Source organism: Pseudomonas sp. NFXW11 (assembly GCF_049887815.1).
Classification (GTDB): Bacteria; Pseudomonadota; Gammaproteobacteria; order Pseudomonadales; family Pseudomonadaceae; genus Aquipseudomonas.
The window spans coordinates 162,556-175,226 of record NZ_JAGEKI010000007.1 but is presented as its reverse complement, the minus strand read 5'-3'; the positions used below and the strand labels follow the sequence as shown (position 1 = coordinate 175,226).

The following is a 12,671-nucleotide window of genomic DNA, read 5'->3' as shown; positions in this document are numbered from 1 at the left end:
GTTAAGTGATACATGGCGATCTGGTTGTTGATGCTGGCGGTGTTCAGTGTTTCGCTTTTCTTGACTTGGGTACTGCGTCGTTATGCCCTCGCACGCAGTCTGATGGATATTCCCAATGTTCGTAGTTCCCATTCCGTACCTACGCCCAGGGGGGGAGGAGTGGCAATTGTCTTGAGTTTTCTCATGACCGTTCCCCTCTTGGCCTTTTTTTTCGATGTATCTTGGTCTTATGTTTGGGCCCTGTGGGGGGCTGGGGCACTAATCGCGATAGTGGGCTTTTTGGATGATCACGGGCACATAGCGGCGCGCTGGAGGCTACTTGCACATTTTACTGGCGCAATCTGGGCCCTATTCTGGTTAGGTGGGCTGCCTTCGGTGCATATGTTTGGGGTTGAGTTCAATCTTTCGTGGCTTGGCCATTTCTGTGCAGTTTTGTACTTGGTCTGGATGCTCAATCTGTACAACTTCATGGATGGAATTGATGGGATCGCCAGTGTGCAGGCCGTGAGTAGCTGCCTGGGCGCATGCGCTATCTACTGGTTTGCGGGTGAGACATCATTGATTTGGCCTCCACTGTTGCTGGCAGTGGCTGTATTGGGTTTCCTTTATTGGAATTTCCCCCCGGCGCGGATTTTCATGGGAGATGCAGGTAGTGGGTTTCTCGGCCTGATTCTGGGGATCTTCTCCGTGCAGGCTGCCTGGTCTTCTTCGCGCTTTCTCTGGGTATGGCTGATTCTTCTGGGTGTATTCATTGTTGACGCGACCTTTACTCTGATCCGTCGTTTGCTACGAGGAGATAAGGTTTACGAAGCGCATCGCAGTCATGCCTATCAATTTGCTTCTCGTCAGTTTGGACGCCACTTGCCGGTCACCTTGGCTGTGCTGGTCATCAATCTTCTGTGGCTGCTGCCAATAGCTGTATGCGTTGGGTTGCTGGGGCTGGATGGTATTATGGGGCTGACTTTGGCCTATGCACCGTTGGTGCTCCTCGCTCTCCGCTTTCATGCAGGAGAGTTGGAGAAGATCGGCTGATATCGCTCAGTTCTGGAGGCTGCCGGCTAAGTGCTACCTATCAGTACGCAACATAATCGAGGCTGAGGGCCGAGGTTCGAAAAGGGATTATGGATAAAATACGAACACGTCTAGTGAGGCTTTCGCGTCGGCAGAAGCGGGTTTTGCAGGTGATCACCGACATTCTGCTGGTGTGGGTTGCGCTGTGGATGGCCTTTGTCGTCAGGCTTGGTTTCGACGACCTGAATAATCCCTTTATTGTGCATTTCTGGTTGTTTGCCAGTGCGCCGGTCATTGCCATCCCGCTATTTGTTCGGTTCGGGATGTACCGTGCAGTCATGCGTTACTTCGGTAATGACGCCCTTATTGCGATCGTGAAGGCGGTGACCCTTTCTGCGCTGATTCTTGCGCTGGTGGTCTATCTCTACAGCAATCACCAGACTGTGGTTCCACGATCCATCGTATTCAACTACTGGTGGTTGAGTATGGTGATGATAGGCGGGCTCAGGCTGGCTATGCGTCAGTACTTCTTGGGCGATTGGTTTACTGCTGCGCAGCATATGCCCTTTGCCAGCCGGGATGATGGATTGCCCAAGGTCGCTGTGTATGGTGCTGGTGCCGCAGGTAATCAGTTGATTGCAGCTTTACGCTTGGGGCGCATGATGCGTCCCGTAGCCTTTATCGATGATGACAGCAATATCGCCGACCGTATGATTGCAGGGCTGAAGGTATACAAACCCAAGCATCTGCAACAAATGATCGATGAAACGGGCGCGGAAGAGATTCTGTTGGCAATCCCTTCATCGACTCGTAGCCGGCGCAGGGAAATCCTGGGATTTCTTGAAGGCTATCCCCTGCATGTGCGCAGTGTTCCAGGGTTCATGGATCTGGCCAGCGGACGGGTGAAAGTAGACGACATCCAGGAAGTTGATATTGCGGATTTGCTTGGGCGTGATTCCGTTCCTGCTCAAGAGGCCCTTCTGGCGCACTGTATCAGGGGGAAAACAGTGCTGGTTACAGGGGCGGGCGGGTCCATTGGCTCCGAGCTGTGTCGTCAGATTCTAATCTCGGGGCCAACGACTCTTATATTGCTCGATCACAGTGAATTCAATCTCTACAGTATTTTGTCGGAGTTGGAACAGCGGGTATCAAGAGAGTCGATTTCAGTAAAGCTTCTGCCGATACTAGGCTCCGTACGCAACTACGAGAAGTTGCTGTCCGTGATGAAAACCTGGAATGTCGACACGGTTTATCATGCTGCGGCTTATAAGCATGTTCCTATGGTGGAACATAATATTGCCGAAGGGGTGCTGAACAATGTCATGGGCACGCTGAATACTGCTCAGGCTGCGTTGCAATCCGGTGTTGCCAACTTTGTACTGATCTCTACGGATAAAGCCGTTCGCCCCACCAATGTAATGGGGAGCACCAAGCGATTGGCCGAACTCACATTGCAAGCCTTGAGCAAAGAACTTGCGCCAGTGTTGTTCAATGATTCGTCGAATATATCTCGAGTCAACAAGACCCGCTTCACCATGGTGCGTTTCGGCAATGTGCTGGGCTCTTCGGGCTCGGTCATTCCACTGTTTCACAAACAGATCAAATCTGGTGGTCCGCTGACGGTTACCCATCCGAAGATCACCCGTTACTTCATGACCATTCCCGAGGCTGCGCAATTGGTCATTCAGGCCGGGTCGATGGGGCAGGGCGGCGATGTGTTCGTACTGGACATGGGCGAACCGGTAAGGATTGTCGAACTGGCAGAGAAGATGATCCATCTTTCCGGGCTGAGCGTCCGTTCGGAAAAGAACCCTCACGGCGATATCGCCATCGAGTTTTCCGGCTTGCGTCCGGGTGAAAAGCTTTACGAAGAGTTGCTGATTGGTGACAACGTAGTGGCTACTCAGCATCCGATGATCATGAGTGCCAACGAAGACCACCTGCCCTGGGACACCCTCAAGGTCAAGCTCGGTGAACTCCTCGCAGCACTTGAGGCAGACGACTATTCAAGGGTTCGCCAACTGCTTCGTGAGACCGTTAGTGGTTATACACCGGAAGGTGAAATCGTCGACTGGGTCTATCAGCAGCGGCGCCTTACTCCCTGAATCTACACAAGCGGTAACCCACCCGCTTTTGACTTGCCCCAGGCATCACCTAGGTTTGGAAGGCAGCTTTGGAAAGCTGCTTTCCTTATCGATGTCATGGAGTGTCACTATGCATACCCTTCGTTTTTCCTCCCTGGTGTTTGCCTTGTTGGCTGGTCTCTCGCTGGGCTCCCATGCCGCGCCATTGAGCCAGGCGCAGGCCGATGTGCCCGTCGTGGTTCAGCAGGCACCCACCCAGGCCGGCAAGATCAACCTCAACAGCGCTGACGCAGCTGCCCTACAGCGTGAACTCTTTGGTATTGGCGAGGCCAAGGCCAAGGCGATAGTTGCCTACCGTGAAGAGAACGGTCCTTTTGCCTCGGTAGATGAATTGCTGGAGGTCAAAGGTATTGGCAAGACCATTCTCGAGCGCAACCGGGACAAGCTCGACCTCAACTGATCCGCACCCACTGCACCAGAAGGCCGGTCACCGACCGGCCTTCGCATTGCAGGTGGCTTCGTAGCACGCAGGAAGATTTGCTGCAGGTCGAGCAACGTTTGCGCCAGGACAGGGGCATCAACCTGTTGGTGAACAATGCCGGGCTGGATGCAACGCTCATTCCGGCCGAGATGGTGATGGAGGTGAGGGAACTGGTCGATGCCGCCTTGAGCGGTTTCGATCAGGGGGAGTTGATCACTCTGTCTTAGTGGCAGGTGCCTACACCTGCTCCTGTTGCTTCAGGCCCTCACGGACAATCTCCAGTATTCGCGCAGCCAATTCTGGGTCTTCCACACTGCGCGAAAGCATCAACGCGCCCACCAGGGTCGACATGATCATCAGGCTGCGTTGCACTTTATCTTCCCCTTCCAGCGTGGCTGCAACCTGCTCCAGCCTGGCATTGAGCACCGTGTCGCTGGTCGGGCTGGGCTGGCCGCGCTGGCCGAGCTCCGAACTCATGGTCGGTAGCGGGCAACCTTGGTGAGGAGAACTCTGATGCCATTCGGAGAGGTAGCTGTCGATAAAGGCCCGCAGCGGCTGCTCTTGTGCAAACAACATGGCGCAATGGGCATCTAGATCCTGCGCGGCGGCGCGCAACGCTTCCTCGACCAGTTCATCCTTGGACGCGAAATGGGAGTAGAAGCCGCCATGGGTCAGGCCCAGGGCCTTCATCAAAGGCTGCAGGCCTGTGGTGCCTATTCCATCACGGCGAAAACGTTTCGAAGCTTCCTTGATTATGCGTTGGTGAGTCTGGGCTTTATGGTCTGGCGAATAACGCATTTGAGAAACCTCTACAACTAGAGCGCCATTTTAACCAAGGATCTGCCAATCGTGCTGCTACTTCCGCAGGACTCAGTAGTTGATTTCAGCTTTGCGACAGCTTTGTGCGGGCACTGATCGCCGCGCTTGGAATTGGCACGATAAGTGATTACAGCTAGGGCACACATTGTTGAACAATCCCGAGGTGCGGCATGAGCAACGGCTTATCCCTGGCGGACCAGATCACCCTGGAATTGCGCGCGGACATTATCGGCGGTCGTCTATTGCCCGGTATGCAACTGGTGGAGAACGAGCTGGTCGGCACCTACAACGCGTCGCGCAATACCATTCGTGAAGCCTTGCATCGGCTGGGGCAGGAGGGTCTGACCCGCTATGTCCGGCACAAGGGCGTGGTGGTGCGCCGTCTGGAACACGACGATATCAGGGACCTGTTCCAGGTCCGTCGCACCCTTGAATTGCAGGCGATCGCCAAGGCCCGGCCATTGTGCGAATACCAGTGCGATCGCATGCGCGATGCCATAGAAGCGGCCGAGCTGGCCAGGGACCGAGAGGACTGGCGCGCCGTGGGTACCCACGGCCTGCGCTTTCACCAGCATGTGGTGGGGTTGCTGGGGTCACCGTTGCTGGATGAGTTCTTCACCAATGTGGTGGCGCAATTGCGGCTGGTGTTTTCCAGTGCGCCGGACGAAGCCCGGTTCCAGGCTCCCTGGCTGTTGCGTGACCGGCAGATTCATCGATGGCTGGTGGCGGGTGACAAGTCCAGTGCCAGCGAAGCCATGGCCTGCTATCTGGATGACTCCGAACACCAGTTGCTGAGTACCTTCACCCCATCCTTCCGTCACTGAGCGAGGACGACACCCCATGTACAAAGACTATCCAGCGGCTTATCAGGTCAGCAAAGGTTCGGCATTGCAGGTGGATACGGCCTTCTACGAGCGCATTCGCGACAATCCGGCGCAGCGCACCCTGATCGAGCAGTTCGAAGTGCCGATTCGCACCGGCCGGGCCTGGAACGTGCCCGCCGGGCATGTATTCCGCGTCACCACCCCGGTTGGTCCGCAGGTGGGGGACTTCAATGTCTGGAATGCCAACGATCCACGCGAGCGGCTATGGGCGGCGCGCACTCGACAGTTGCAGGGTGCCCACGTCAGCACCCACGATCGGCTCTGGTCCAACCTGCCGTTCTTGCGCCCCCTGGTCACCATCACCGACGACAGCCTGGCGCACTACGGTATCGACGAGCATGGCGGGCGCCTGCACGATCTGTTGGGCACGCGCTGTGATCCCTATGTGAACCGCATGCTGACCGGCGAGGATTTTCATCACCACTGTCATTCCAACCTGACCCGGGCGGTGCTGCCCCATGGCCTGACCGAGTTCGATGTGCACGATGTGCTGAACATCTTCCAGTGCACCGGCCTTAACCATGACGACATGTATTTCATGAAGGCCTGCCCGGCGCAGAAGGGGGATTACCTGGAGTTCTTCGCGGAAATCGATCTGCTGTGCGCGCTGTCGACCTGTCCGGGAGGGGATCTGTCGCTGCCGATGTGGGGCCCCGATGCCCAGGACCCGCTGAGCGTATGTCGGCCGCTGGGGGTGGAAATCTATCGCCTCGAAGCCTCATTGCTCGAAGGCTGGAGTCAACCGCAACGAGCCACCTATAAAGGCCAGCACGGTCTACATATCGCCAAGGCCGAATGGGAAAAGTAGGGCGTGAAACAGCCCCTTCATGGTGGATGAAGGGGCTGGTGGCTAACGATCTCGCGCTTCCTTGGCATCCATTTCCGCGTTGCGCTCGGCCACGCGTTTACGTTGCTCATCGGTCAGCTCCACCTTGTTGGCGGTGTCGCGCAACAGCATCAAGCCGCCAACGATGGAGCCGATGGCAACCACCAGAATCAACCAGGCATACCAGGGCATAGGGCTCTCCTTAAGCTGCAGTGACCAAGGGCGAAGATTCGCCCTGGTGACTGCCAGTAACGCTTTGAGTCAAAGCGTTTCGCACAGGTTCCATTGTATGCCTGATCCGCAGGCCAAGTAGCATTCGACGCTTAGAGGCCGGTCAGCATGGCATCTGTCGGAGCATTGGCCCGCTGTTGTCCGGTGAGCTGGAAGTAGATGAAACCCAGCACCATGAAACCGAGGAACACCAGGCCGATCAGTGCGTTGAACCAAGCCATGGCCACCAGGCATACCAGCGCCAGTACCAGGGCAATGGCCGGCACCAGCGGATAACCCGGAGCGTGGAAGCTACGTGGCAGGTTCGGCTCGGTCCGGCGCAATTGGAACAGGCTGAGCATGCTCATGATGTACATCACGATGGCGCCGAACACCGCCATAGTGATCATCGCCGCAGTCAGGGTCATGCCGCCCAGGTTGACCAGGCCGTCGCTGTAGATCGCTGCGATACCCACCAGGCCGCCGGCGATGATTGCTCGGTGCGGCGTCTGGAAACGCGACAGCCTGGCCAGGGAGGCGGGCAGGTAACCGGCCCGGGCCAGGGCGAAGAATTGCCGTGAGTAGCCGAGGATGATGCCGTGGAAGCTGGCCACCAGGCCGAACAGGCCAATCCACACCAGCATGTGCAGCCAGCCGGAACTGTCGCCCACCACGGCTTTCATCGCCTGGGGCAAGGGGTCATTGATATTCGACAGGCTGCGCCAGTCGCCCACGCCGCCGGCGAAGAACATCACCCCCATGGCCAGCAACACCAGGGTCAGGATGCCGCTGATATAGGCCTTGGGAATGGTGCGCTTGGGGTCCTTGGCTTCCTCGGCCGCCATGGCCGCGCCTTCGATGGCGAGGAAAAACCAGATGGCAAAGGGAATGGCGGCGAACATGCCGGCAATTGCCGGGGCACCGAAAGTGTCGGCGCCGGCCCAGCCATTGAGGGCGAAGTTGCTGAAGCTGAAAGCCGGGGCCACCACGCCCATGAATACCAGCAGTTCGGCCACCGCCAGCACGCAGACCACCAGTTCGAAGGTTGCCGCCAGCTTCACCCCGAGAATATTCAGGCCCATGAACACCAGATAGGCGCCCACAGCCGCATGTTTTGGGTCCAGCGCCGGGAATTGCACATTCAGGTAGGCACCGATGGCCAGGGCGATGGCTGGCGGGGCGAAGACGAACTCGATCAGGGTCGCCAACCCGGCGATCAACCCGCCTTTTTCACCGAAGGCCCGGCGGCTGTAGGCAAATGGTCCGCCAGCATGGGGAATAGCCGTAGTCAGCTCGGTAAAACTGAATATAAAGCAGGCATACATGGTCGCCACCAGCAACGAGGTCACCAGGAATCCCAGGGGGCCTGCCACGCCCCAGCCATAGCTCCAGCCGAAATATTCCCCGGAAATCACCAGCCCGACGGCGATACCCCATAAATGCAGCGTGCCCAAGGTGGGCTTGAGTTGTGTGTTCATCGCTTGCTCCCTCAACGGTTGGAAATGCTCAAGGCAAGCCTTTGCAGCGCCCATGCCAGCCGCGGGGCAGCCGTCGCAAAGCCGGGAAAGCTGTCGTATCGAGGATATTCCCCGCCTGTTTGCCGGAAATTGCCTTCAGCCTGGTGCATGGCCCTGCCTCCGATTGGGGCAGGGCCGACTTCGCCCCTCATTTCCAGTCTCCAGCCGCCCAGGGAAACACCCTATCAAGCCAGTCTTTACGCTTTCTTTATGGGTCGCCCACCCCGTCGCTCTCGTTCCTTTACAGGGACCCTGCGGACAATGACGGCATTCGCGGCAATCGCCGTACCTCGGAGACATTCCATGAACATTCTGGATGCGGTGTCGCTGCTGCTGGCGGTGGGGCTGTTCGTTTATCTACTGGTTGCGCTGCTGCGCGCGGATCGGAACTAGGAGCTGCATTTATGCACAGTTACGACTATTGGCTGATCCTCGCCTTCTTCGCCCTGGTGCTGCTGCCCGCACCCTGGCTGGGGCGCTTCTACTACCAGGTGATGGAGGGCCAGCGCACCTGGCTGACTCCGCTCCTGGGCCCAGTGGAGCGCATCTGCTATCGGATCTCCGGGGTCGACCCCGAGGTGGAGCAGAGCTGGCAGAAGTACACCCTGGCCTTGCTGGCCTTCAACCTGGCGGGTTTTGTCCTGCTGTTCGCCATTCTGCTGTTCCAGGGCCATCTGCCGCTCAATCCGCAGAATCTTCCCGGGCAGGAATGGACCCTGGCGTTCAACACCGCGGTCAGTTTCATGACCAACACCAACTGGCAGTCCTACAGCGGCGAGGCTTCCCTGAGCTACCTGAGTCAGATGGTCGGCCTGACCGTGCAGAACTTCGTCAGCGCCGCCACCGGCCTGGCGGTGCTGGTGGCCCTGTGCCGGGGTATCGGCCGGCGCTCGGCGCGTACCCTGGGCAATTTCTGGGTCGACATGACCCGCGCCACCCTCTATGGCCTGCTGCCGCTGTGCCTGCTGCTGGCCTTGCTGCTGGTGTGGCAGGGCGTGCCGCAAACCTTTGCCCACTACGTGGATGCCCTGACCCTGCAAGGCAATGACCAGGTGATCCCCCTGGGCCCGGCGGCCAGCCAGATTGCCATCAAGCAGCTGGGCACCAATGGTGGCGGATTCTTCGGCGTCAACTCGGCGCATCCGTTCGAGAACCCCACGGCCTGGAGCAACCTGTTCGAGCTGGTATCGATCATCCTGATTCCAGTGGCTCTGGTGTTCACCTTCGGCCACTACGTCAAGGACTTGCGCCAGAGCCGCGCCATCATCGCCTGCATGCTCGCCCTGTTCCTGATCGGCGGCGCCACCTCGCTGTGGGCCGAATACCAGCCCAATCCGGCGTTGCAGAACCCTGCGGTGGAACAGACCGCATCCCTGGAAGGCAAGGAAGCGCGATTCGGTACCACCGGCACCGTGCTCTGGTCGGTGACCACCACCGCCGCCTCCAACGGTTCGGTGAACGGCATGCATGACAGCCTCAGCCCCCTGAGTGGCATGGTGGCGCTGATCAACATGATGGTTGGCGAGGTGATCTTCGGCGGTGTCGGTGCCGGTCTCTACGGCATGCTGCTGAACGTGCTGATCGCGGTGTTCCTGGCTGGGCTGATGATCGGCCGCACCCCGGAATACCTGGGCAAGAAGCTCCAGGCCAAGGAAGTGCAACTGCTGGTAGTCACCCTGATGGTGATGCCCATCGGCGTGCTGGTTCTGGGTGCCCTGGCGGCCAGCCTGCCGGGCCCTGCCGGCGCCATCAGCAACCCCGGTCCTCACGGTTTCAGCCAGTTGCTGTACGCCTACACCTCGGCCAGTGCCAACAACGGCTCGGCCTTTGGCGGCTTCAGCGGCAACACCCCATTCCACAACCTGATGCTGGGCCTGGGCATGCTGATCGGCCGTTTCGGCTACATCCTGCCGGTACTGGCCCTGGCCGGTAGCCTGGCGCTGAAGAAGACCGCGCCTATCGGCCAAAACAGTTTTCCCACCCACGGCCCGCTGTTCGTGGCCCTGCTGACTGTGACCATCTTGCTGGTGGGTGGCCTGACCTTCCTGCCGACCCTGGCACTGGGCCCTATCGCCGAACACCTGAGCATGGGCTTCTGAGGACCTGATGATGAATATGCATGTTCCTGCCTCGAACAAGGCTGCCGATGCTGTGGCCAAGGCCAAGCCAGCAGCGACCGAAACATCCGCCACGGCGATTTCGGCGCTGTGGCGCCCGGCGCTGATCCAGGCCTTCGTCAAGCTCGACCCGCGCCAGTTGCAGCGCTCGCCGGTGATGCTGGTGGTGGAGCTGACAGCAATCCTCACCACTGTGCTGTGTCTGGTTCCAGACACCACGGTGCCGACCTTCGTCGCCGCACAGATCGCGCTCTGGCTGTGGTTCACCGTGCTTTTTGCCAACTTCGCCGAAGCCCTGGCCGAGGGCCGCGGCAAGGCCCGCGCCGACAGCCTCAAGGCTGGCAGCGAAGGCCTGAGCGCCCGGCGTCGGGCCGCCGACGACAGCTATCAATTAGTGCCGGCCACAAGCCTGCGCAAAGGCGATGTGGTGCGGGTCGAAGCGGGGGAGATGATCCCTGGCGACGGCGAGGTCATAGAGGGCATCGCCGCAGTCAACGAAGCGGCCATCACCGGTGAGTCGGCGCCGGTCATTCGGGAGTCCGGCGGTGATCGCTCGGCGGTCACCGGCAATACCCGGCTGGTGTCCGACTGGCTGCTGGTGCGCATCACCAGCAACCCCGGCGAGTCGACCCTGGACCGCATGATCGCCCTGGTGGAAGGCGCCAAGCGGCAGAAGACCCCCAATGAAGTGGCCCTGGATATTCTGCTGATCGGCCTGACCCTGATCTTCCTGCTGGTGGTGGTGACCCTGCAGCCGTTCGCCCATTTCGCCAATGGCAGCCTGCCGCTGGTGTTCCTGGTGGCGTTGCTGGTCACCCTGATTCCCACCACCATCGGCGGCCTGCTGTCGGCCATCGGCATTGCCGGCATGGATCGCCTGGTACGCCTGAACGTGATCGCCAAGTCCGGGCGCGCGGTGGAAGCGGCTGGGGACGTGCACGTGCTGCTGCTGGACAAGACCGGCACCATCACTTTCGGCAACCGTCGTTGCAGTGCCATTTACCCGGCCCCGGGGGTGAACCCGCGGGAACTGGCCGAGGGCGCGCTGCTGGCCTCCCTGGCGGACGACACCGCCGAAGGCAAATCCATAGTGGAGTTCCTGCGCCAGGGTTATCCACAGCCCGAACCTGGCAGCGACCTGTTGACCGCAGTGCCTTTCAGCGCGGAAACCCGTCTGTCCGGCGTCGATTACCAGGGCCGTGTCTATCGCAAGGGCGCGGTGGATTCACTGCTGGCCTTCGTTGGCCAGCAGCGCGGTGACCTGGCCCCGGCCCTGTCACGGGAAATCGACAAGATCGCCCAGAGCGGCGGCACCCCGTTGCTGGTCTGTGGCGAAGGCCGGTTGCTGGGCGCCATTCATCTCAAGGACGTGGTCAAGCCCGGCATTCGCGAGCGTTTCGCCGAGTTGCGCAAACTGGGCATCCGCACTGTCATGGTTACTGGCGACAACCCGCTGACCGCCGCGGCCATCGCCGCCGAGGCCGGGGTCGATGATGTGCTGGCCGAAGCCACGCCGGAGAAAAAACTGGCGCGCATTCGTCAGGAGCAGAACGACGGACGCCTGGTGGCCATGTGCGGCGACGGCGCCAACGACGCCCCGGCCCTGGCCCAGGCCGATGTCGGCATGGCCATGAACGACGGCACCCAGGCGGCTCGCGAGGCGGCCAATATGGTCGACCTGGACAGCGACCCGACCAAGCTGCTGGACGTGGTGCAGATCGGCAAGGAGCTGCTGGTGACCCGTGGTGCCCTGACCACCTTTTCCATCGCCAACGATGTGGCCAAGTACTTCGCCATCCTGCCGGCGCTGTTCGCGGCGATCTATCCACAGCTGGGGGTGCTCAACATCATGCACCTGGCCAGCCCGCAGAGCGCGATTCTCTCGGCCATCGTGTTCAACGCCCTGATCATCGTGGTGCTGATTCCCCTGGCGCTGCGCGGGGTGCGGGTGCAAGCGGCGAGTGCCGCCCACCTGCTGCGGCGCAACCTGCTGATCTATGGCGTGGGCGGGATTGTGGTGCCCTTTGTCGGGATCAAGCTGATCGACCTGCTGCTGACGGCGTTGCACCTGGTGTAACCGGTTTTTATCGGAGCCGGCTAGCCGGCTCCTGCAGCCCCTGAATGAATCGAGGATTGAGAAATGACTAGTTTGTTGCGTCCGGCCTTGAGCCTGATTGTGCTGATGACCCTGGTCACCGGCGTGGCCTATCCGCTGGTGGTCACCGGGGTGGCTCAGCTGGCGTTCCCCGAGCAGGCCAATGGCAGCCTGGTGCGCGATGCCCAGGGCAAGGTGCGTGGCTCGGCACTGATTGCCCAGGATTTTGTCGGCGATGCCTGGTTCCACCCACGGCCTTCGGCGGGAGCCTTCGCCACGGTGTCCAGCAGCGCCAGCAACCTGGCGCCGAGCAATCCGGCCCTGGCCACCCGGGTGCTCGACGACGCCAACAAGTTGCTGGTGCCCGGCCAGGGTGCGGTGCCCCTGGCGCTGTTGACCACTTCCGGCAGTGGCCTGGATCCGCACTTGCCACCCGAGGCAATTGACTATCAACTGGCGCGGGTCGCGGCAGCGCGCAATGTGCCGGTGGCCAAGCTCCAGGCGTTGGTGCAGGCACAGACCGAGCGGCCGCTGATCGGGCCGCCGGTGGTCAATGTGCTGGCCCTGAACCAAGCCCTCGAGCGCCTGTAAGTCATGCCTCTGGCTGCTGTTGCGGCGGCTGGAGGG

Annotated in this window: 12 protein-coding genes and 1 pseudogene; 10 read left to right on the top strand and 3 right to left on the bottom strand. The window is 60.0% G+C overall.

Going from position 1 to position 12,671, the window contains the following annotated elements:
* Window positions 1–12: 12 nt before the first annotated feature.
* From J4P02_RS13300 to J4P02_RS13285, 4 genes and pseudogenes are all read left to right on the top strand, one after another.
* The gene (locus tag J4P02_RS13300) at window positions 13–1,032 is read left to right on the top strand and encodes an MraY family glycosyltransferase (RefSeq protein ID WP_426190897.1); all 1,020 of its coding nucleotides are present in this window, start codon (window positions 13–15) and stop codon (window positions 1,030–1,032) included.
* Window positions 1,033–1,121: 89 nt separating this feature from the next.
* Window positions 1,122–3,116: a polysaccharide biosynthesis protein gene (locus J4P02_RS13295; RefSeq protein WP_426190895.1), complete on the top strand. Its 1,995-nt coding sequence runs from the start codon at window positions 1,122–1,124 to the stop codon at window positions 3,114–3,116.
* 109 nt (window positions 3,117–3,225) lie between these two features.
* Window positions 3,226–3,555 (top strand): ComEA family DNA-binding protein, encoded by a 330-nt coding sequence (locus J4P02_RS13290; RefSeq protein WP_426190893.1) that lies wholly within the window; start codon window positions 3,226–3,228, stop codon window positions 3,553–3,555.
* A gap of 137 nt (window positions 3,556–3,692) precedes the next feature.
* A pseudogene (locus J4P02_RS13285) lies at window positions 3,693–3,797 on the top strand (SDR family NAD(P)-dependent oxidoreductase); the annotation flags it as partial.
* 16 nt (window positions 3,798–3,813) lie between these two features.
* Here the strand turns inward: J4P02_RS13285 and J4P02_RS13280 are convergent.
* Window positions 3,814–4,374 (bottom strand): TetR/AcrR family transcriptional regulator, encoded by a 561-nt coding sequence (locus J4P02_RS13280; protein ID WP_426190891.1) that lies wholly within the window; start codon window positions 4,372–4,374, stop codon window positions 3,814–3,816.
* Window positions 4,375–4,565: 191 nt separating this feature from the next.
* Here J4P02_RS13280 and J4P02_RS13275 point away from each other — a divergent pair, with 191 nt between their 5' ends.
* Window positions 4,566–5,219: a GntR family transcriptional regulator gene (locus J4P02_RS13275; RefSeq protein WP_426190889.1), complete on the top strand. Its 654-nt coding sequence runs from the start codon at window positions 4,566–4,568 to the stop codon at window positions 5,217–5,219.
* A 16-nt stretch (window positions 5,220–5,235) separates the two neighbouring features.
* Entirely contained in the window at window positions 5,236–6,087 is an 852-nt protein-coding gene (locus J4P02_RS13270) for an urea carboxylase-associated family protein (protein ID WP_426190887.1), read from the top strand.
* A gap of 42 nt (window positions 6,088–6,129) precedes the next feature.
* Here J4P02_RS13270 and J4P02_RS13265 read toward each other — a convergent pair whose 3' ends face one another.
* Together J4P02_RS13265 and eat are read right to left on the bottom strand one after the other, a co-directional pair.
* Window positions 6,130–6,297, bottom strand: coding sequence for a DUF2897 family protein (locus J4P02_RS13265; protein ID WP_426190885.1), 168 nt, complete (start codon window positions 6,295–6,297; stop codon window positions 6,130–6,132).
* 131 nt (window positions 6,298–6,428) lie between these two features.
* Window positions 6,429–7,793 (bottom strand): ethanolamine permease, encoded by a 1,365-nt coding sequence (gene eat / locus J4P02_RS13260; protein WP_426190883.1) that lies wholly within the window; start codon window positions 7,791–7,793, stop codon window positions 6,429–6,431.
* Window positions 7,794–8,135: 342 nt separating this feature from the next.
* On the opposite strand from eat, the gene kdpF reads away from it, so the two are divergent.
* The 4 genes from kdpF to kdpC all read left to right on the top strand — a co-directional run bounded on the left by kdpF (window position 8,136) and on the right by kdpC (window position 12,635).
* The gene (kdpF, locus tag J4P02_RS13255) at window positions 8,136–8,225 is read left to right on the top strand and encodes a K(+)-transporting ATPase subunit F (RefSeq protein WP_016964080.1); all 90 of its coding nucleotides are present in this window, start codon (window positions 8,136–8,138) and stop codon (window positions 8,223–8,225) included.
* An 11-nt stretch (window positions 8,226–8,236) separates the two neighbouring features.
* Window positions 8,237–9,931, top strand: coding sequence for a potassium-transporting ATPase subunit KdpA (gene kdpA, locus J4P02_RS13250; RefSeq protein ID WP_426190880.1), 1,695 nt, complete (start codon window positions 8,237–8,239; stop codon window positions 9,929–9,931).
* A 10-nt stretch (window positions 9,932–9,941) separates the two neighbouring features.
* Window positions 9,942–12,026 carry a potassium-transporting ATPase subunit KdpB gene (gene kdpB, locus J4P02_RS13245; RefSeq protein ID WP_426190878.1) on the top strand — a complete coding sequence of 695 codons (2,085 nt, stop codon included), beginning with the start codon at window positions 9,942–9,944 and terminating at the stop codon, window positions 12,024–12,026.
* 63 nt (window positions 12,027–12,089) lie between these two features.
* The gene (kdpC, locus tag J4P02_RS13240; RefSeq protein WP_426190876.1) at window positions 12,090–12,635 is read left to right on the top strand and encodes a potassium-transporting ATPase subunit KdpC; all 546 of its coding nucleotides are present in this window, start codon (window positions 12,090–12,092) and stop codon (window positions 12,633–12,635) included.
* Window positions 12,636–12,671: the final 36 nt, after the last annotated feature.